22 protein-coding genes are annotated in these 20,456 nt (G+C 42.8%); 11 read left to right on the top strand and 11 right to left on the bottom strand.

Annotated features, from left to right (window positions below; all coding sequences use genetic code 11):
* The first annotated feature begins 374 nt into the window (after nt 1-374).
* From HWQ41_RS11345 to HWQ41_RS11330, 4 genes are all read left to right on the top strand, one after another.
* The gene (locus HWQ41_RS11345) at nt 375-671 is read left to right on the top strand and encodes a hypothetical protein (RefSeq protein ID WP_292762653.1); all 297 of its coding nucleotides are present in this window, start codon (nt 375-377) and stop codon (nt 669-671) included.
* 527 nt (nt 672-1,198) lie between these two features.
* Nucleotides 1,199-2,020, top strand: coding sequence for a signal peptide peptidase SppA (gene sppA, locus HWQ41_RS11340; protein ID WP_292762650.1), 822 nt, complete (start codon nt 1,199-1,201; stop codon nt 2,018-2,020).
* A 102-nt stretch (nt 2,021-2,122) separates the two neighbouring features.
* Nucleotides 2,123-2,536, top strand: a complete 414-nt coding sequence (aroH, locus tag HWQ41_RS11335; RefSeq protein ID WP_292762648.1) for a chorismate mutase — start codon at nt 2,123-2,125, stop codon at nt 2,534-2,536.
* 156 nt (nt 2,537-2,692) lie between these two features.
* Nucleotides 2,693-3,184 carry a hypothetical protein gene (locus HWQ41_RS11330; RefSeq protein WP_292762645.1) on the top strand — a complete coding sequence of 164 codons (492 nt, stop codon included), beginning with the start codon at nt 2,693-2,695 and terminating at the stop codon, nt 3,182-3,184.
* Between the two features lie 7 nt (nt 3,185-3,191).
* Here HWQ41_RS11330 and HWQ41_RS11325 read toward each other — a convergent pair whose 3' ends face one another.
* Entirely contained in the window at nt 3,192-3,377 is a 186-nt protein-coding gene (locus HWQ41_RS11325) for a hypothetical protein (protein WP_292762642.1), read from the bottom strand.
* A 281-nt stretch (nt 3,378-3,658) separates the two neighbouring features.
* On the opposite strand from HWQ41_RS11325, the gene HWQ41_RS11320 reads away from it, so the two are divergent.
* Complete coding sequence (locus tag HWQ41_RS11320; protein WP_292762639.1) at nt 3,659-4,423, top strand: ABC transporter substrate-binding protein; 765 nt, start codon at nt 3,659-3,661, stop codon at nt 4,421-4,423.
* Nucleotides 4,424-4,432: 9 nt separating this feature from the next.
* The gene (locus tag HWQ41_RS11315; RefSeq protein WP_292762637.1) at nt 4,433-6,220 is read left to right on the top strand and encodes a diguanylate cyclase; all 1,788 of its coding nucleotides are present in this window, start codon (nt 4,433-4,435) and stop codon (nt 6,218-6,220) included.
* Nucleotides 6,221-6,339: 119 nt separating this feature from the next.
* Here HWQ41_RS11315 and HWQ41_RS11310 read toward each other — a convergent pair whose 3' ends face one another.
* Together HWQ41_RS11310 and HWQ41_RS11305 are read right to left on the bottom strand one after the other, a co-directional pair.
* Nucleotides 6,340-6,705, bottom strand: coding sequence for a hypothetical protein (locus HWQ41_RS11310; protein ID WP_292762634.1), 366 nt, complete (start codon nt 6,703-6,705; stop codon nt 6,340-6,342).
* Nucleotides 6,706-6,718: 13 nt separating this feature from the next.
* Nucleotides 6,719-7,084: a papain fold toxin domain-containing protein gene (locus tag HWQ41_RS11305; RefSeq protein WP_292762631.1), complete on the bottom strand. Its 366-nt coding sequence runs from the start codon at nt 7,082-7,084 to the stop codon at nt 6,719-6,721.
* Between the two features lie 119 nt (nt 7,085-7,203).
* Here HWQ41_RS11305 and HWQ41_RS11300 point away from each other — a divergent pair, with 119 nt between their 5' ends.
* Both HWQ41_RS11300 and HWQ41_RS11295 read left to right on the top strand, forming a co-directional pair.
* Nucleotides 7,204-7,428 (top strand): DUF433 domain-containing protein, encoded by a 225-nt coding sequence (locus HWQ41_RS11300; RefSeq protein ID WP_292762628.1) that lies wholly within the window; start codon nt 7,204-7,206, stop codon nt 7,426-7,428.
* Complete coding sequence (locus HWQ41_RS11295) at nt 7,412-7,738, top strand: DUF5615 family PIN-like protein (RefSeq protein WP_292762625.1); 327 nt, start codon at nt 7,412-7,414, stop codon at nt 7,736-7,738. The genes HWQ41_RS11300 and HWQ41_RS11295 overlap by 17 nt, the downstream gene beginning before the upstream one ends.
* A 65-nt stretch (nt 7,739-7,803) precedes the next feature.
* On the opposite strand, the gene crtR is transcribed toward HWQ41_RS11295, so the two are convergent.
* Nucleotides 7,804-8,694, bottom strand: a complete 891-nt coding sequence (gene crtR / locus HWQ41_RS11290; RefSeq protein WP_292762622.1) for a beta-carotene hydroxylase — start codon at nt 8,692-8,694, stop codon at nt 7,804-7,806.
* Between the two features lie 379 nt (nt 8,695-9,073).
* Here crtR and pyk point away from each other — a divergent pair, with 379 nt between their 5' ends.
* A complete protein-coding gene (gene pyk / locus HWQ41_RS11285) occupies nt 9,074-10,843 on the top strand; it encodes a pyruvate kinase (RefSeq protein WP_292762620.1) in 1,770 nt (589 codons plus the stop codon).
* Nucleotides 10,844-11,104: 261 nt separating this feature from the next.
* On the opposite strand, the gene HWQ41_RS11280 is transcribed toward pyk, so the two are convergent.
* The 4 genes from HWQ41_RS11280 to HWQ41_RS11265 form a co-directional block, all read right to left on the bottom strand.
* The gene (locus tag HWQ41_RS11280) at nt 11,105-12,886 is read right to left on the bottom strand and encodes a M61 family metallopeptidase (protein WP_292762618.1); all 1,782 of its coding nucleotides are present in this window, start codon (nt 12,884-12,886) and stop codon (nt 11,105-11,107) included.
* Nucleotides 12,887-13,631: 745 nt separating this feature from the next.
* Nucleotides 13,632-14,315: a Crp/Fnr family transcriptional regulator gene (locus HWQ41_RS11275; protein WP_292762615.1), complete on the bottom strand. Its 684-nt coding sequence runs from the start codon at nt 14,313-14,315 to the stop codon at nt 13,632-13,634.
* Between the two features lie 187 nt (nt 14,316-14,502).
* On the bottom strand, nt 14,503-15,771 hold the full coding sequence (locus tag HWQ41_RS11270) for a pilus assembly protein PilB (RefSeq protein ID WP_292762612.1): 1,269 nt from the start codon (nt 15,769-15,771) through the stop codon (nt 14,503-14,505).
* A 250-nt stretch (nt 15,772-16,021) separates the two neighbouring features.
* Complete coding sequence (locus HWQ41_RS11265; RefSeq protein WP_292762609.1) at nt 16,022-17,209, bottom strand: HetZ-related protein 2; 1,188 nt, start codon at nt 17,207-17,209, stop codon at nt 16,022-16,024.
* A 633-nt stretch (nt 17,210-17,842) separates the two neighbouring features.
* Between HWQ41_RS11265 and HWQ41_RS11260 the strand changes: the two genes are divergently transcribed.
* Nucleotides 17,843-17,992 (top strand): hypothetical protein, encoded by a 150-nt coding sequence (locus HWQ41_RS11260; RefSeq protein ID WP_292762607.1) that lies wholly within the window; start codon nt 17,843-17,845, stop codon nt 17,990-17,992.
* Nucleotides 17,993-18,022: 30 nt separating this feature from the next.
* Here the strand turns inward: HWQ41_RS11260 and HWQ41_RS11255 are convergent, their stop codons facing one another.
* From HWQ41_RS11255 to HWQ41_RS11245, 3 genes are all read right to left on the bottom strand, one after another.
* A complete protein-coding gene (locus HWQ41_RS11255) occupies nt 18,023-18,178 on the bottom strand; it encodes a hypothetical protein (RefSeq protein WP_292762605.1) in 156 nt (51 codons plus the stop codon).
* A gap of 376 nt (nt 18,179-18,554) precedes the next feature.
* Nucleotides 18,555-18,902, bottom strand: coding sequence for a carbon dioxide-concentrating mechanism protein CcmK (locus tag HWQ41_RS11250; protein WP_292762603.1), 348 nt, complete (start codon nt 18,900-18,902; stop codon nt 18,555-18,557).
* Nucleotides 18,903-18,987: 85 nt separating this feature from the next.
* Nucleotides 18,988-19,299: a BMC domain-containing protein gene (locus tag HWQ41_RS11245; protein ID WP_292762601.1), complete on the bottom strand. Its 312-nt coding sequence runs from the start codon at nt 19,297-19,299 to the stop codon at nt 18,988-18,990.
* A 184-nt stretch (nt 19,300-19,483) separates the two neighbouring features.
* Between HWQ41_RS11245 and HWQ41_RS11240 the strand changes: the two genes are divergently transcribed.
* Nucleotides 19,484-20,380 (top strand): alpha/beta hydrolase, encoded by an 897-nt coding sequence (locus HWQ41_RS11240; RefSeq protein ID WP_292762600.1) that lies wholly within the window; start codon nt 19,484-19,486, stop codon nt 20,378-20,380.
* Nucleotides 20,381-20,456 lie beyond the last annotated feature (76 nt).

The raw sequence follows: 20,456 nt of genomic DNA, 5'->3' as shown, positions 1-20,456 counted from the left end.
GGGCATTGGGCATTGGGCATTGGTTATTCCCCTCATCTCCCTTATCTCCCTTATCTCCCTCATCCTCCTACTCCCTTAAGAAGGCTAAACATTAACTTAGATTAAAGATGCTCTCAGAAAATGAAGCTGTTATTAAAAGTGCTGCAAAGCAATAAATAGGCGCTAGCCTTGGTTATAACCTTGATTTTGCAAGGGTTTTGTAGATTTAAGTCATTTTTTATATTCCCAGCATGTGCTGTAACTGGTAGCGGTTTTTTTTAATGAAAACTTAAGATTTTTGACAGATTGTTTGCTCGGAAGCGATCGCACGTATTGTAGAAAATGACTAACCGTTATCTAGCTCTTGTCATCTCTACTCACGGAGTTTGTCATAAATGACTATTTTCACTAACTTTCTCCGCTCTTTAGTACTGACGATCATTTTTAGTTTTGTCGCTCCCATCTTCCTCGTTGGCGGCGGATTGCTGCTTCTATCCCTCATTGGTCACTTCCCTGGCTTACAAGAGTTAACCGAAGCGATCGCTACTCAGATTATGCATTTTCTCGCCACCTTTGGCAGTGGAACTCCCCTACGCGGATTATTTGTAATTAGCTTGACCTGTACTTTTGTCGGGGCACTGTTTGATATGTACGCTTATTATCGGTATCAGATTTTACGAATAGATTCATAAATAGTGCAAATAGCTTCGTCAGGTGCTTATGGGCTGTACAAGAGACGAAAAAGTGATATTTTCAAAAGTGAAAGTACTACTGGTCTTAACCTAAATAGAGATTAGTGTTGCTGAAATAATTTTTATTAATTAAATTGAGTGCCCAAGTTATTGCTTAAATATTTATTATTCATTAGTTATTAATTACTGACAACTAGTGCAGGTGCGCGACCGTTGTAAAACAATCCTCAAAAAGTTAGAATAGCAAGGGTTTTGGAGTTTTGAATTCCGCAAAACAGCTAAAAAAGTCTGTGCTAACTCATCACTTGGACGCTAGACTAGAGTTTGGCATTTTGTGTTAGCTGCAATCTTTAAGGATTTGATTAGCATTCATCGAGAATATCAAATAAAACTCTCTGCAAAATATAAAAATTTCCTTAAAATCCTGATGAACACAATGCCTGCTCATGTTTCTTAACAGAGCAAAGCAGGTCGTCTGACCTCTGGGCATCTTATATTGAGTTTATTACGAGGTATGTTGACAGCTCATGATTTGGCCGTTTAAGCCCAAGTTTAGAAAACAAATTGCGCGGATTGAAATTACTGGTGCGATCGCCGGTGCTACTCGCAAACGCGTCCTAGAAGCCCTGAAAACTGTAGAAGAAAAAAAGTTTCCGGCATTATTGCTACGTATCGATAGTCCTGGCGGTACAGTTGGAGATTCCCAAGAAATCTACAGCGCCCTGAAACGTTTGCGCGAAAAAATCAAAATCGTCGCTAGCTTTGGCAATATTTCGGCTTCTGGAGGAGTCTACATCGGCATGGGAGCCGAACACATCGTAGCCAACCCAGGTACAATTACGGGTAGTATTGGTGTAATTCTGCGTGGGAATAACTTGGAACGCTTGCTAGAAAAAATCGGTGTTTCCTTCATGGTAATTAAGTCTGGCCCTTACAAAGACATTTTGGCTTTCGACCGGGAACTGACTCAACCAGAAGCAAACATTTTGCAAGAGTTGATTGACACAAGTTATCAGCAGTTTGTCCAAACAGTAGCTGATGGCCGTTCTTTAGCAGTAGAAACGGTGAAAACTTTCGCCGATGGTCGGATTTTTACTGGACAACAAGCCCTAGCCTTGGGTGTTGTAGACCGCCTGGGTACAGAAGAAGATGCCCGCCGTTGGACAGCAGAACTGGTCGGTCTTGATCCAGAAAAAACTCTCTGCTATACCCTAGAAGAACGTAAACCCTTATTGAGTCGCTTTCTACCAGGGAGTCGTCAGTTTTCATCAGGAATTGGGGCTGGTATTGATTGGCTCGAATTTGAAATGTCTACCAGTGGTTTACCGTTGTGGTTATATCGACCCTAATATGAGTTAGGAGTTATGAGTGAGGAGTTATGAGTTAAAAATCTTAACTTCTCGTTCTTAAGTCCTAATTCCTCACTTTTTTGTTTTAAGGAGGATTTTGGCGTGGAGTGGCAAATGCGGGCGATTCGCGGAGCAACAACCGTTTCAGAAAATACCGTTGAGGCAATGCGAGAGGTGGTGACAGAACTACTAGATGAACTGGAAAACCGGAATCAATTCCAGCCGAGGGACATGATTAGTGTGACTTTCTCAGTCACACGTGATTTAGATGCTATTTTTCCAGCTGCGATCGCTAGAGCGCGTCCTGGTTGGGATAATGTGGCCATGTTGGATGTGCAGCAAATGCATGTCGAAGGCAGCTTACAGCGTTGCATTCGGTTCTTAATCCACGCCTATCTACCAGCTTCCGCCTCAATTCATCATATCTATTTACGCAACGCCGCTAGCTTGCGTCCCGACTGGAGTTTGCCCCAATCATTACAAGCATCACAGCCAGCAGTTAAGTCAAAAGTGTAAATTATTTACATCTAAGTCTAATAACTAGTTAACCCTCAAGTTATCGTGTTGTGCCAGTATTGAGTTAACTAGTTGTGACCAATCATTTTTGCAACTCAAGCTGTTTATAAAGAACACATAAGACTGAACAAGTCTCAAATTTGAAGCTTGTCAATCATGCCTAGAGTGACTGAGCTTCTAAATCAAATCGTTGAATGGGTGCAGCAGTACAACTCAGAAGAATGGCACAAAGTTAATTTAGATCCTGGATTAACTCTCGAACAAATTCAAAGCTATTTTGAGGGCAAATCTTTCACACTGCCGACAGAAATCATTGAACTTTATCAATGGCGAAATGGCACAGGTTATGGTTCTCTGTTGCCGTCAGCAGAGTCAGGTTATGACGAGCAAGAATTCTACTCACTGGCAAGCGCTCTGGGGTTAGGAGAAGAATGGGAACAAGATTTTGCAACAGTTCATGTCCTGCCTTTATTTGCATTTGAGGGCACATATTATTGGACTGTTCTACCAGAAACACAGCAAGAACTAGCAACTCTCTATATCGCTGATGAACCTGACTTTGATACAAGTTCTCCTAACTATCCAAGTCTTACAGCAATGCTAGAGAAACAGATTAGGCGCTTGAAGTTTGTCTGGAAAATCGGTTAGCCACACTTCACCAGGTTTCGGGTTCATCAATCAAATCCAATACTTCTTGTTCAACCACTCTTGAACGAAGAATATCTAGAGCATCCTGGTCTGCGAGTTCAATAATCTCTGCAAGGCATTGCCGCACTTGTTGAGCAATGTCAGGTTGCCATTGGCGTAGTTTTGTATTGAGTTCTTGCACTAAAGCATCCATTTCAAGCGTCTATAACAAGATGTTGTATTTGCTTCTATATTAAGGTATCTGTCAGCAAGCTAACTTTGTTTAAACTACTCAGATACATTAGTATTTTCCTCCTTACAACCTGCTTACTATTTGCTTGTCATGCCTGGACACCAACCGAAATAAAACGCCCTCCCTTGAAAGTGGAATTTGCATCTTTTGTTGGGGAGTATCCAGGCATCATTGCTCAAGAAAAAGGATTCTTCAAAGCCCAAGGGGTAGATGTATAACTAATTTATAAACGATACACCCAATTGGAAAGAGCAAATTTCAGTGCGGGTAAGTATGATGGTATTTCATTGGCATTAGGAAGTTTTATCATCTTGAGTGCCACAAATCCAGATATACAAGGCGTAATGCTTATAGATGAATCAACAGGAGCAGATGTAGTAGTCGCCCAATCACAAATTAAAACCGTCGCTGACTTGAAAGGGAAAAAGCTGGGTGCAAATCTAGGCGGTTTTAGCGAAGTTTTTGTGACTGAAATGTTGAAAACTGCCAACTTAACCAGCGATGATGTGAACTTGGTTAAATTAGAGGCTTTAGAAATTCCTCAACGCCTGAAAAATAATGCTATTCAAGCCGGACACACTTGGGAACCCTATCTTTCTAAAGCTATTAAATTAGGGGGACATATCCTATTTAGCAGCAAACAAACCCCTGGCTTGATTTTAGATATGATTGTCTTTCGCGGTGAGACAATCCGCGATCGCCCCGAAGACGTTCGTGCATTTGTGGGAGGATGGCTGCAAGCCATAACCTACTGGAAAGCAAATGTTCAGGAAGGAAACGCTATCATCAGCAAAGTATTAAAAATTCCTAGCAATACAATCTCTCTGGAGGGAGTGAACCTAACTGATTTAGGTGAAAATCAAAAATTCTTTCAATCTAGTAACCCTAACTCCATTTACAAAACTGCCAAGATATATGCAGACTTTTTTATTCGCTCTGGAAACGTGACGCGCATTCCTGAGCTAAAAAGTTTGTTCAATTCTTCCTTCTTGAACCCTCCATCCTAGTTTTAAGCCATGCAGCACAATCGTTTGGGTGGCATCCGGACAAAGTTGATCACTTCGTTTCTCATTGTTGCTTTGATTCCATTGCTGTTATTGGCATTTATCAATAAACAGACAACTGAAAAAGCACTAACGGAAAACGCAAAACAAGCCCTATCTACGGCGGCTAACGAAACCGCTAATAGAATAGATGACTTTATTGATGGAAATCTCAATGCTGTGCGCGTAGAGGCGATTTTGCCAGGTTTGGCACGCTACCTCAGCCTAACTCCAAAACAACGAGATGACAGCCCCGAAATGCAATTGGCGACAGAAACATTAATCCGTCTCAGTCGCAAAGATATGCTCAATATTCTCTCCTATGCTTTGCTCGACTTAAACGGGAAAAATGTATTGGATACATATACACCGAACATTGGCAAAGATGAATCAGTTCAAGATTATTTTAAAAAAACTCTGCAAACTGGGTTATCCTTTGTTTCTAGCATGAAGCGATCGCTGAGAATTCCTGACCTTGTTACCCTCTTTTTTAGCAGTCCGGTTCGCAATGCCAAGGGAGATATATTGGGTGTATTACGTATTTCATACAATGCGACTGTTGCCCAGCAGTTAGTAACTCGACAAACTGAACGGGCTGGGGCAAAATCTTTTGCTATTCTTTTAGATGAAAATAATATTTATCTGGCACATAGCATTGCACCAAAACTGCTTTTTAAATCAATTGTGCCTCTGCCTGCCGATGTTGTAACTCAACTGCAACAAGAAGGACGTTTACCTAATTCTCCTGTTAAAGAATTGGCAACTAATGAGTTAAAACTTCAGCAAGCATTGGATAAGAACCAGTCATATTTAATTGCATCTTTATCAGCAACAGGTAATCAGGTTAATTTGATTGCGATCGCTCATTTAAAATATAAAGCTTGGTCTGTGTTGTTTGCACAGCCACTTGCTGTCGCTCTAGCACCTGTGGAAAAGCAAATTCGTGACGCAATGTTTCTATTTGCATTGATTGCCTCGGTAGTGACAATCATCCCTTTTGCTATTGGGCAACTGGTAACACAGCAAATGATTTACCTTACTAATATAGTTTTACAGTTTACCGCAGGTGACTTAGATATCCGCGTCAAAATTAACTCAAAAGACGAAATAGGTCAACTGGCAAAATCGTTTAACAATATGGCACTTCAATTACAAACATCTTTAGAAACTTTGGAACAACGGGTGCAAGAGAGAACAGCAGAGTTAATAATTGCCAAAGAAAAAGCAGAAGATGCAAATCAGAAACTAGAAAAATTGGTAAATTTAGATGGCTTGACTCAGGTGGCTAACCGTCGCTGCTTCGATGGACGACTGCAAGCAGAATGGAAACGCCTTGCACGAGAACAACAACCCCTGTCACTGATTTTTTTCGATGTTGATAAATTCAAACTTTACAACGATTACTATGGTCATATTGGAGGGGATGATTGCCTAGTTAGGATAGCCCAAATAGCGCAACAGATGGTTCATCGTCCTGCTGATCTAGTAGCGCGTTACGGAGGAGAAGAATTTTCGGTACTCCTCCCCAATACCGACTTAGTAGGAGCAATCAAGATAGCACAATGTATTCAGCAAGCAATTCACGATCAGGCCATTCCCCATGCAAAGTCTGATGTCAAGGATATAGTCACACTTAGTTTGGGTATTAGTTCTGTCATACCCACTGGCGACATCAAGCCAGATACACTCATCGCTTCAGCCGATAAAGCAATGTACAATGCCAAAGAAAAAGGGCGCGATCGCTATTGTACGTTTGGCTGATTTACTTCCATTGATACCCAGTGTTCGCAGTCTTCTAGCAGCGATCGCTCCAGGTGTGGTTGTTGAAATCAAAGATTTGTGTAGAGTTCTTGCACTAAAGCATCCATTTCAAGCTTCTTTTAATCTTGGGTTCCTGAAACCACTATCAAGTTATTCGTTGCATTCGGTTGAAATTCACTACGATGTTCTGTTTGAGTGAATTCGTCAAACAGTTTAAAAAACTGCTCTAGTGCAGTGTGTTCATCTTGGGAGAAAAATAGAATAATCTGATCCCAGGTCTGATTAGAAGCTAAAGTGAATCTCTGCTGAATCCAAGTTTGAAATTCGGAAAATTGCTGTTCTTGTAATGTTTGAGGTATCCCTATCTGACGACGGGCAAAGCAGTAACCTGCCAGAAAAGTGCGAAGGTTGGATATAGAAGCTCGTCCCAAATACATGGCAGGACGTTTCTGTATATTGTGGATTAGGTCATACAAATCAACCATCTGTCCCTCCAACTTAAAATTTGGTTTCGGTGATTTGGAAATTGCCGCCTAAATCTTGGGCAGGGCAGTATAGGTTATTAATCCAGTCTACTCTGGAAATTCCTTCAGGATCTATGTTGTCAAAGATGAGTTCTTGTCCATCAATTTCAACAGCGATCGCTTCATGTCGCCCATTAATGGAAATGTTTTGTCGGAGGCGTTCATGGTAAATGTTGCAGAAAGGATCTTCTGTGCTACCTATAACCAGGCTAACCTGTTTACCAGAAATGTTTTGATCAATGAGGAATTGGCGCAAGGCGATCGCACAGGGAACACATTCAAAAATCTGGAACTGTCTAGCGATCGCGCTCAGTTGACTATGAAGGCTAGCCTTGATCATAATGTAGTTTTGTCAGGCAGCGATCGCACTCTGCAAAGGGACAATAGAATATATGCTGAGATTTCCGAGACAACCAGAGCTAGGATCGGAAGGTAGTCTGTCGCACACATGCTAATTATATGACATCCACATTGCGTGTTATTCATAGCGACCCCGATATATTGGGGGGAACCCCTGTTTTTGTTGGTACTCGTGTGCCGATAAAAACCTTGCTCGATTATCTAGAAGCGGGTGACTCACTGGATGAGTTTTTAGATCACTTTCCCAGTGTCAGCAGTAAGCAAGCGATCGCCGCTCTCGAATTAGCAAAGGAAATGCTGACCGCCTATGCGAATTCTGCTTGATGAGTGTGTTCCACAACCCTTGAGGCGTGAACTCACTGATTATGAGGTACGCACAGTTGTGGAAATGGGATGGTCAGGCAAAAAGAATGGCGAACTGTTGCAACTGATGATAAGGGAGAGTTTCACGATTCTCCTCACAACAGACCAAAACTTACGATATCAGCAAAACTTGCAACAGACTGGAGTTGCGGTCGTTGTTCTGGTGGCGTCTAGTAATCGCTTGCCTGATTTACTTCCATTGATCCCCAGTGTTCGCAGTGTCCTAGCAACGATCGCTCCGGGTGTGGTTGTTGAAATCGGAGATTTTTGACGCGTTGGCGCAGCCCACCTTCTCTACGAGACGCTCCGCGAACGGCATGGCTGTATGCAACAACTCTATTCTTTGTGATGATGAAACCGAATTCCTAAAAAGATGTCATAAACAAACTCAAAAAAGTCTTTTTTCTGTAACAATCCTGAAGTTTGATAACATCCTTTTTCATCTAACAGAGGCTTCATCAGATAATATGCAGGCTGGTAATTATACCAAGGAATAGAAGGCCACAAATGATGAATTAAGTGGTAATTCTGTCCCATAATCAGAATATTAAGAACTGGGTTAGGATAGACGCGAGCATTTTTCCAGCGATCGCGCTCCGCAAAAGGACGATGGGGCAAATAATCAAAAAATAATCCCAGTGCTATCCCCACCACAAAAGCCGGTATAAACCAAAAATTGAGAATGTAACCCAAAAAGTGGTACTGCACTGATATATAAACAATTACACCGACAATTAAGCGGCTGATGAACCATTCTAATAGCTCATATTTACGCCACAGTTGCCGTTGAAAGAAAAATACCTCGTGGTACAAAAACCGTACCGCAATCAACCATAGCGGGCCACCCGTAGAAACATAATGATCTGGATCGTTTTCGGGATGGTTGACATGGGCATGATGCTGTAAATGCACCCGCGTAAAAACTGGAAAAGCAAAAGCTAGCATTAAGGCACTGCCATGCCCTAACATCGCATTAATCACCCGATTGCGATGGGCAGATTGGTGACAGGCATCGTGAATTACCGTCCCAGCACAATGCAATGCAATAGTATTAACGCTAAAGCATAGCCAGTGCGGCCATTCCCAAAGCCAGTAACCAAAGCTAGATAATACCAGCATTGCCACAGCTACGAAAAACAGTAGTAGCGTGGGATTGAAATCACCAGGAGGCGCTAAAAATTCCTTGGGTGGGATTGTCAGTGGCTTCTGTGCCTCCGATGTGATCATTTCTGAGATTGACTCCTTCTTTACCAAACATTACAAATATACGATAAATATTAGGGAAGAATAAAGTTTTGCAAAGTTTTGTATAGCAAGATTTATCTACAGCTTTGCATATCACTAGATGAATAACGCTATGATTCCAGACGAGGCCAAGTCTTTACTGATAAGTGGGGTATGACAATCGGCAAGAAGTTCATGGGATAAACTCCTTCGTGGGGAGGATGGATACAAGATTGATGTACTATATCTACTCTATCCCACAGCCCCCACTCTCCCATAAACCCTCTCTAACTGCTTATATTTATTGATATAGCAGTGACTGAAAAGGAGATGCCACTTAAGTTACGATGACTTCCCAGATAGCTCCCTAACTTCAGCCCCTATGCAATTAAGAGATTCTCTGCGCCGGACAAAAATTGTCGCTACTATTGGCCCCGCCACTAGCAGCCCTGAAATGCTCAAGGCGATTATTGAAGCGGGAGCCACGACGCTGCGGCTAAATTTCTCCCACGGAACTCATGCCGACCATCAGCGTAGTATTCGCTTAATTCGGCAAACCGCCTTTGAACTAAATCAGCCAGTGGCTATTCTCCAAGACTTGCAGGGCCCAAAAATTCGCTTGGGGAAGTTTGACAACGGGTCTATAGTTTTGGCAAAAGGCGATCGCTTCACCTTGACAAATCGTCCGGTTGTAGGTACGCAAGAAATTAGTTGTGTTACCTACGATTATTTAGCCGAAGAAGTCCCAGTTGGCGCAAAAATCCTCCTCGATGATGGACGAGTCGAAATGGTCGTGGAGGAGATTAACCGCGACAAAGGTGATTTGCATTGTCGCATCACCGTGCCTGGTAAACTTTCTAACAACAAAGGCGTAAACTTTCCCGGCGTTTACCTGTCAGTTAAGGCAATGACCGACAAAGACCGCGAGGATCTGATGTTTGGTCTAGATCAAGGTGTAGATTGGGTGGCGCTTTCCTTTGTCCGCAATCCCCAGGACATGATCGAAATTAAAGAGCTAATTTCCAGTACAGGCAAGCAAGTGCCAGTGATTGCCAAAATTGAAAAGCACGAAGCCATAGAACAAATGGAGGCGATTCTGGCTTTGTGTGATGGCGTGATGGTTGCCAGAGGCGACTTAGGGGTGGAACTGCCAGCAGAAGATGTTCCCGTACTCCAAAAGCGGCTAATTGCCACAGCAAACCGCTTGGGAATTCCGATCATCACCGCCACCCAGATGTTAGACAGCATGGTGAGCAATCCCCGTCCCACTCGCGCGGAAGTGTCCGATGTGGCAAATGCGATTTTAGATGGTACGGATGCGGTGATGCTCTCCAATGAAACCGCAGTGGGTAGCTTCCCTGTAGAAGCGGTGGCGACGATGGCACGAATTGCCGAACGTATGGAGCAGGAAGAAGCCCAACACTTAAACTTACGTTCTTCGAGAGATGCCCGACGCTCCATTCCCAATGCGATTAGTCAAGCTGTCGGTCAAATTGCCGAACAACTAGGCGCAGCAGCAATCATGACCCTAACGCAAACCGGGGCAACAGCTCGCAATGTCTCCAAATTCCGTCCCCAAACACCGATTTTGGCAGTGACACCCCATGTAAATGTGGCGCGACAGCTACAAATGGTGTGGGGAGTAAAACCGCTGTTGGTGCTAGGATTACCTTCTACTGGTCAAACATTTCAAGCTGCGATCAATGTAGCTCAGGAACTGAAGTTACTGTCTGAGGGAGATTTAGTGGTGATGACTGCTGGCACACTCCAGGGAATTTCCGGCTCCACAGATTTGATTAAGGTTGAGGTGGTGACGGCAATACTAGGTCACGGAATTGGACTGGGACAAGGTTCAGTGAGTGGTCGCGCCAGGGTGGCTAATACTGGCATCGATGTTAGTAACTTTAATCACGGAGACATATTGGTTGCACCCCGCACTAGTGCCGATTTTGTTGAGGCAATTCGGAAAGCTGCCGGCATTATTACGGAAGAGGAAAGTCTCACTAGTCACGCAGCAGTGATTGGTTTGCGCCTCGGTGTGCCGGTGATTGTCGGCGTGAAGCAGGCAACAAAGGCGATTCGGGATGGGGCGATTATAACGCTGGATCTGCAACGGGGTTTGATTTACTCTGGGGCGGTGAGAACGCATTAGTAGGAGGGAGTGGGGAGTGGGGAGTAAGAATTTTAGATTTTAGATTTTGGATTAAAGAATTGAAATTTAATCCAAAAGACGCTCTCTACGAGACCAAGGCGTAGCTTGCTTCTGGGCAGGAGTACGCGGACTCGCTCTCAGCGATCGCGAGTGCCTCTCCCCTTCTCACATTGGGAGAGGCTAGCGCCAAGGGAGAAGAGAAGGCTTTACGCTCCGCTATCGTCAATCCAAAATCCCAAATTGAATTGCCCAATCCCTTTATCAAACAGTTGCGATCGCAGCCCCAAGCCATCCAGCAAAATTTTGCTGCTGTGTGGAGTCAGGATGCTCAACAGGTTTTACTTGATATCGAGTGGGACGTGGTGACGCGAGGGTGATGGAATAGGTACGCAGTTCGTCTTGGTGGAAAACAGTGACTTCGATTGTATCGTTTGGTTGGTAATCTTTCAGGCGATCGCTTAAGCCATTCGCTATTACCTTAATCCCATCAATTGCTAACAACTCATCACCTGCATCAATTCCCCCTACTTGTGCAGGTGAACCTATCTCCACAAACTTAATAATCTCCCGTCCATTCTCTGTATTTATTCTCACACCCAAGTAAGGTTCTTCCTGCTGATCCGCTACCAACTGCAAGCCAAAGAGTTCTAAATACTGATTCAAGGGCAAATCGTCAGTGCCATCAATGTAGCGTTTAAAGAAATCAGTCAAATCGATTCCGGCAACAGATTCTATAACTTCCTGCAACTGTTCTGGGGTATAGCCAATTTCCGCTTGCCCAAATTGCTGCCACATTTTCAGGATTACGTCATCGAGCGATCGCTGATTGTGGTGAGTAGAACGAATCAGTAAATCCAGCAATAACGATACCATTTCTCCTTTTAAATAGTAGGAAATTTGGGAATTACCGCTATTGGCATCCGGGCGATAGAGTTTTATCCAGGCATCAAAACTCGACTCGGAAACGGGTTGTACCTTACGCCCCGGTGTCATTTCATATCTGGTAATTTCTTTGCCCAAGTTATTCAAATATGACTTAACATCATAAATTCCCGCCCGCAAAGGAATTAACAAGTCATAGTAACTAGTAGTGCCCTCACAAAACCACAATGATGGTGTGTAATTTTCTTGGTCGTAATCAAAAACTTCTAATGCTTTTGGGCGAATTCGCTTCACATTCCACAAGTGAAAGAACTCGTGTGCTACCAATTGGAGAAAGCGATCGTATTTATCCTGAGCGCGAAACCCAAAACGGTGATAAATTAAAGAGCAAGAATTTTTATGCTCCAAACCGCCAAAAGCTTGGCTAAATAAATGTAGCAAAAACACGTATCGTTCATACGGCAAACCGCCGAACATCTGCGCTTCTACCTGGACAATTTTTTGAATATCAGCAATCATCTGTTGGGCTTGGAAATTTCCCTGTCCCCAGATTGCCAGTTCATGGGGTTTTCCTAAAACCTCAAATTTATATAATTGGTGGCTACCAATCTCAAACGGAGTATCAACAAGAGTATCAAAATCGCCAGCCAAGAAAGTATTCGTTTCCTCAGCAACGGGCGGTAGGGCAGTAGTTACCTGCCATTCCGGGTGTGGTGGTACGATGGTAACGCGAATGGGTTGGTTCTCCCAGCCCGGTATTCTAAAAAATAGTGCCGCACCGTTGAAATAACCGTGGCTTGGATCTAAGTGATTTGTCCGTACCGATAGCTCATTCGCAAAAACGCGGTAACGTACAGTTAATTCTGAAATACCTGTTTTATCTACCTGCCAGTGATTTTTAGTGATCTTCCGCCAAGGTAAAGGCTTATCCTCTGCAAAAGCCACAAAATCCTGTAAATTCTTGGCGTATTCCCGGACTAAGTAAGAGCCGGGTGTCCACACCGGCAATTTTAAATCGAGAATCGGCGAGGGATAATCCACAAGGCGTAAAGTCACCTCAAACAGATGGCTTTCTGGTTGGGACATTGCCACCAGGTAATGAATCGTTGGCCCAGTTTCCTCGACGTAGGTGTTGGGACGAGTTGCTGTTGCTTCAGTCATCTTGTTTGCTGAGGTAATTGTTAATGGGCTACGCCCCGCTGCGATCGCGGAGCATCTCGTAGAAAAGACAGTAATTCGTAGTTAAGATCCTACGGATAAATCCGCTTGCTCTCAAATAAAGATTACACTTTATTTCTTTTCCATAACTAAAGTTATAGGACTTATCTATAGTACATAAATGCTATACGTAATTTGAGTATTTCAGTCATATTTAGCAGCCTGCGATGTCTACGACGGGCTACGCCAACGCACCAAAAATCGGCACTAGTGAGGCCGGACTAGCCCTTTCAAGGTCACTGATAAAATCTCTGCTTTCCTCTCTGCGTTCTCCGTGCCTCTGCGGTTTAAAAGTTATTTATTGAACCACAGAGGCGCAGAGAACACAGAGAAAAGAGGAATTATTATCCAAAAATTTTACCCACCTTGAAAGGGCTAGTATATAGGACTTAGAGATTGACAATTTGGGTAAAATATGCATAAGCCAAAGAGTAGCGCAAGATTTTTTTCTAATAACAAATACAATAACCAAGTTTTTGTAATAGGATAGTAGGATATGCTGCTACTAATTGTGCCTGTGTGACGTTTTTTATCACCCCAGTGATAGAGTGCTGGGATGGAGTGGTGTCATCCATTACGGGGTCTAAATTCCTGAACTATTTACACCTCTAATAAACAAGTCAACCGAAGCGTATTGTCGGTTGACCTACTTAATACCAAAATTTGTATCGCTGAATGAATAAAGCAATCAGAGTTTGCCAGCTAAGTTCATCAACTGTTTGAAGTTCACAAGATAAATGATGTTGTTGGCGCTGTAAATTTTGATCCACCCTTTCTCATGTAGCTTTTCCATAATTTTGGTGGTTTCTTCAACACCGATTTCTGTCACCTCTGCTAAATCTTTAAAAGGAATGTTAAAAATTTCTCTTCCTAAGTCTGATTCCTGACCATAGCTTTCACCTAAAGTCACTAGGGTATGGGCGAGTTTGACTGCTGGTGGTGAAGACCGCATTTGTAAGCGCACGTTAATTTGCCGCAATCGCCGCACCATCAGTTGCAACATCCGGTGATGTAACTGCGGGTCTTTAAACAATATTTGAATAAAACGCTCTCTGGAGATACTAAGTAACTTCACGGGTGAAAGGGCAATGACATCGGTTGAGCGTGGAGATTCATCTAAAATTGCCATTTCTCCAAAAAAATCGCCACGACCAAAAATTGCCAGAGCTACTGAATCTTCCCCGACGGTACGCCGGACTTTAACCCAACCAGAAACCACGAAGTAAACGGCGTTACCCCAGGCATCTTCCATTACAACAGCTCGCCCAGATGGGTATTCATGTTCAATTGCAACGTTGAGCAGCCATTCCAAAGTCTGTGGAGTGGCTGTACTCATTAAGGGGAAAAGTTCACTAAAAACCTCAGTTAGCATGAAATATTTGCAACAAATGGATTCAAGAACCGGAAACTAACTTTGCTACTATAAGTTTGTTTAAACCGTAATCTTACTCAGAATACGATCGCAAAATTTGTATTTATTTGAGATGAACCTCTAAGGTTGATCGGTCTATGGTTCCATTACAACATAACAATTATGTATGCGATCGAAATCAGCGTTTTCACTGACAGACCGATGATTTGCTGCTTGTTGGTGAATTGCTATCCAGTGCTAGTATTTTGATCTGTTGGTCTAAATTTTTCACTAGTTGATTCAGGGTAAGCAAAGCCTCTAATTGCTGAGAGTCAAAGCTAGGATTCAGTAAAAGCCGTTCTTGTAGTTCATGTAACTTGAAGCTTAGTTGCTGAGAAATTCCTAAGGCATCGCGGCTCAAACGCGCCAACTGTTGTTGTTGATAAAATTTTAATGCTGCTCCCCGCAACACTTGGAGTGTTGCCTCTTCGCCGTAGATTCCCGGCATGACTCGCAAGCGTAATAACAAGCGGTTTTTTTGATATACGTATTCCTTCTCTACCAGTTTTGGTTCTGCAACCGTGATCACAGGCAGGGAAGCAAACCGCTTTAATTCATTCAGTACTCCTTGGAAAACTGAGAGCGGCAGTTTGTCTAATACAGACTGCAAGACTCCATTATCACTCCACAGTATCCTGCCTTCGTAAGCTTGTCTTTCTAAGTACAGCCGACCAATTCCCCCAGCCAGAATTCGCCCTAGTAATTCTTCTAGTAATTTCTTGGGTGGTAGTGTTGGCAGCACCTGAATCGGACTAAATAGTTCGGGAACTTGCGTGAGCAAAATAGGTAAATTATCCGGTGGTGCTGCTTCGGAAGTCTCCCCCTCTTGACCTCTAGAAATCGGGGTCAAGAACGTTGTAGTTTGAGATAATTTATCTAGCTCTGGGATAGGAGGCAAGTCTACCCTCTGCCAAGAATGTTGACGCTTTTGTGTCTGAAACACCATCAATATTGGTTGCTGATTTGATTCTGAGTCGGCATCTAGGGAGGGAGTAGGTGTGTCAGCAATGCTAGCTGGGCTATTTGTTGCGGGAAAGTCCGCTGTTGGCTGATGCACAAGTTTTGCATCTAGCTGGGATGTATTCTTATGATTGAGGTAGGCTGACAGTATTCTGCGGTGAGGGTCGGCTGCGATCGCCTCAATCACCATTGTGCAATTGATATAAGACAAAATGCGACCAACATAATCTAGTGCCTCGCTGTCTTGTGGATTAACCATACCTAGCAAGAGGTTTTTGTGTTCTAATCCAAACGGCAAAATCTGGTGGTAGAGGCAAGCTTCAAAGGACAAAAGACTATCAATCAGTTGGAATATTTGTTCGCATTCCTCTCCTTCTTCCCACTTATGTTGAGCGGCTGTTAGCATTTGCTGTCCATTTGCTGCGGTATCATTTAATTCCCCCTCTGAAGACAACATAGATTTGATTAGTTGATGTTTGGTTATATAATATTTTGCCTCTAAATTAGTAGGTAGTTAAGAAATATACTTTGTTCGATTGTTAAGAATTCAATTATCTATACATAAGTTTACGTAAGTAGTAGAAGATGAATTTTAGATTGTGGATAATACTGAGTCTTTACAGTGACAAGGAGGACGAGGAGGCAATTTTCTTCCTTATCTCCCTTGTCTCCCACCGCCTGAATTGATCAACTAGATGCCTCACAGCCTACTCCTGGGTTCTTAAAGCTTGAGCAGCAAGATAGACTTTTGTCCATTCGCCTAGCACTTGATGGGTTTTGAGTTTTAAAAGTTGGGCTATTGCTTCTATTGAATTACCTGCTCTCCGCAAATCTAGGATCTGCCACCCCAGAGGAGTCAATTTTTTAGAAAGTTGCTCCCATTGGTTTTGTGTTAATCCCAAGTTATGTTCTTGCAAGGAAATTGAGAGCCAACTGTCTACGAGTTCTGGTTTACCTTTGAGGGCAAAAACACGTACAGCGTGGTAACTAATTTTTTCTCGCAGACGGTATACTTCCTTAATCTGCTTATTCAGTCTTTGGGCAATATCTTCCTGGGACTTACCTTGCAGATACAGTCGTAGCCACTCCACTGCGTCTGCCCCCAGATTTTCTTGTAAATAATTTTCAAATTCTTTTTGTACCGACTGACGCAGCGCTTGTTGTTCCTCTACCTGTTGTGCTTCTTGATATTCGGCGATCGCCTGACTATCCACTAAGTTAACTCGATTGTCACTGTCGTCTGTGAGAACTTCTTCCGACACCAGTCTAATCAAGTCACGACCTGGCACTTGGGTTAAGCCACCGCGCTGAGTGCGACGCAAGTAATTTACAAAACGGTAAGCTAATAGGGGTTGATTGCGTACTGGCCGCAGACAATATTCTTCTACACTGGCAAATAGCAGAGCATCCCCCAATCGTCGATCGGTTGTATATTTGGCAATATCAGCCATTTGCTGTTGCATGTGGCTATCGCTTTGCAGTAATTCTTGGAGTACTTCTTGCAACACATCCATTACGCTGCGCTGGCGATCGCGGCTGAGGGAAACCCAAGTCTGAATCTTATTCCGTAATGTTACTAAACTCCCCAATCGCATTATCAAGTTGCGATAAGCACGTTCTCGCCCTAACCCCAAGTAGCGTTGATGTAAAATTCTCCAGCGATATTCCATCGCTTGCTTGGCAATATCGAATTCCTTAGCGTTAAACAGATCAAACCGTTTTGAGTCAGATCCAAATAGCCAGAGAATAATACTTTGCCTAGCAGCTTCATTTTGGTCTGGACATTCCGCAGCCAAGCGCTTTCGCCAATCTAAAGCCAGTTGTTCCACATCCATTGTCATAGTGAGATTGCGTTCCTCGAAACTCAATTTTGAAGTTTGCATCACAACCCCCATTCGTCCCACCTAATTGTTTAATTGGCAACTTCCCCGGATTTCATGAGTCTCATGAAAATAGCTCAATGATTCCACTTTCTATTACGTCTTAATTCACTAAAATTATGCAGAAATTTGCACATTGATGTTTTGCTTTCAATTTCAAAATGTCCTAAACCCATACCTATGAGGTGTTTGGGTCAATTATGTTAATTTAAACTTTTTGTAAAGTTATGTTATTTAACTGATAACAGAAATCTGCCTAGAGTGTTGAGGATACACCTTTGCAGGAAATGAGTTGAGGAAATCTGACATTTTGTAACCGAGCCGAGGGACGAATCTAATTTAACTCAATATTCAGACGTTATTTCACCCGTATAAGTTTCAACCCTCTACAATCCCTTACCTAGTAAAATACTTAGTTAAATCTCAATACGCTTGGTGTTAGTGATATTTTGCCCCGGAAGATCCCCCCAACCCCTCCTAAAATAAATGGGCTTAATTCCCTCTTTTTTAAGGAGGGTTAGGGAGAAGCAAGCCTTAACTGAATCGTAATTAAGTTAAATTTCGTCAGATGTTTTGATTCTATTAAGTGTATATACGGAAATTAGCGGTTAAGATTTTATATGTGTTGAATAATAATAAAAGTAAATTATGGACGGCGAAGAATTGAGAAAACGTTACGCTGCTGGGGAAAGAGATTTTACTGGGATCGATCTCAAGGGGGTTAATGTTAGTGGAATCGATCCCGATATTGACTTTGTTGCTTATGACAAACCAAAATCTCGTCTAAATCTTGGCTAGCTTCTAAAGTGATAACGTATTGCATCACTCTTAACTACCACGCGCTTGACGCAATTTTTTTTCAAGTCGCGCTATTACCACTTCCCCATCAAGCACCTCTCCACGTTCGATTTGAGCAAGCCCAACAGCCATTTTTTTACGGGTTTCTTCTTCCCACTCGTGATAACCCTTTTCCCATTCCTCCACCAGTTTTAATGCTAATGCAATAAAATCATCAGCATTTTCATGAACCTATCCCACTAATAATATTTGTGCTACAAAGCTTAAGCTTATTGAGAACTGAAAACGAAAAATTAAGGTTTTCAAGCACATTTTACGGAAAGAAGTAGGGAATTTTAGAATAGTGGGATAGATTCATATCTACCGTTAGCAATTCGGCTTTGGATAAATTGCTCGTGTTCGGGTTTAAGTTGGATGTTTATGATTTTAACTCTAGTTAAGAAAACAGCATTACCTTTGTTCTAACAAGAGCACCGCCTGAACTGCTATTCTCTCCTCCAACGAGTATTCGTTTATGGGGATTCTTGTTTTAAATTTTGAATTCCCCCGCAGGGGGTTGAATCTATCGACCGTTTGATCTAACAATGGGATTTTCTACAGATTCTCGATACTGTTGGACTTGTTCTGTGTAACCAATTGGCAGAACAGCTTCAACGTTTTCATGGGGACGAGCAATAATCACCCAGGATTCTAGGGTACCACCATAAACATTCTCTGCGGCTTCAATACCAGCAGCCATAGCGGCTTTTACTTCAGAAACATCGCCACGAATATTAACTGTAAAACGGGCGCTACCTACTCTGATATAACCAACGAGGGTGACTCGACCAGCTTTTAGCATAGCATCTGCTGCTGCTAGCACCGCAGGAAAACCTTTCGTTTCAAGTGCTCCAACTGCCTGTAATGACATTATTAATCTCCTGTATGAATGAACGATATGGGGGCTACAAGTTAATTGTCCGAAGCTTCGCTAGAGATTTTGATCGCAAAATTGCTTAGAACATCCGAAAAGGTTCTGATTCTTCAGTGAAATGGATTGGTAATATGGTTTCTACATTTTCCGGCGGATTAGGAACGATGTAGTAGGTAATTACTGTACCAACCTTTACTTCCTCTCCGGCTGCGATTCCGGCTTCAACTGCTCTTTTTACCTCAGCAACGTGTCCCCGGACGGCGACTAACAAGCGAGCGCTTTCCGCTTGACCATAATACACAATTGTGACTGCGGCAGCTTTGACCATTGCATCGGCTGCTGCTAAGACACTAGGAAAACCTAAAGTTTCAATTACGCCAACCGCCATTGGCATGGCATTAGCTCCTGGATTAAGGGATAGGCGACTTCAATTGTACGTGGCTTTAGTCCTAATTTTGACATTTTGGAAAACTTTCATTGATGCTAGGAATTCTGAGGGGGTGGGGATTTGCCGATTCACCACTCATTACTCTCTGTTCTAAGGGTAGTCTATAGTTTATGGACTCAAATATTGATGTATGTTTCCGAATTTTCTTCCTACATCTGTTGGGCAACTGACAGAACCTACTTCGATCGCACTAGCTCAGAGTATTCAAACAACTGCGATCGCTACTCCTTTAACTAATCAACCAGTTACCACAACCTATGTCAAGCAAGGGAGTGGTGGAACTCCTATTTTATTAATTCACGGCTTTGACAGTTCTGTATTAGAATTTCGGCGGCTTTTGCCACTGCTTTCTGGAGATAATGAAGCTTGGGCAGTGGATTTGTTGGGTTTTGGGTTTACAGATAGACTCTCCGGAATTGCTTATAGCCCAACTGCGATTAAAACCCATCTTTATTATTTCTGGAAAAGCCTGATTAACCAACCTGTAATTTTAGTGGGCGCTTCGATGGGGGGTGCGACGGCGATTGATTTTACGCTGGCTTACCCGGAAGTGGTAAAAAAGCTGGTGTTAATTGACAGTGCGGGGTTAGCGGGTGGTTCACCGTTAAGTAAATTAATGTTTCCCCCGTTGGATTATTTAGCAACTCAGTTTTTGAGTAATATGAAGGTGCGCGATCGCGTTTCGCGCATTGGATATAAAAATCAAAGTCTTGCCTCTATCGATGCGCTATGTTGTGGTGCATTACACTTACAAATGCCCAGTTGGCATCAAGCTGTGATTGCTTTCACTAAAAGTGGTGGTTATAGTGCTTTTAAATTTGAAATATTATCACAAATTGTGCAACCAACGCTAATTTTGTGGGGCGATGCCGATAAAATTTTAGGTACTGGGGATGCCACAAAGTTTCAAAGGGCAATTCCACACAGTACTCTCACCTGGATTCAAGATTGTGGTCATCTCCCACACCTGGAACAACCACAAATTACCGCGCAGCATATTTTAGACTTTTGTGGTGAATTAGATTAAGTAACTAGGCGTAAATAAATTAAAGTTTGTAGTGAGTTATATCATGTCCGGGTAATTAGTTGTGATTCCCATAGTC

Origin of the sequence: Nostoc sp. NOS(2021), from assembly GCF_017115025.1 — a bacterium.
Taxonomy (GTDB): domain Bacteria; phylum Cyanobacteriota; class Cyanobacteriia; order Cyanobacteriales; family Nostocaceae; genus Nostoc.
Note: the sequence above shows the minus strand (reverse complement) of the source record. Positions and strands in the feature narration are given on the sequence as shown.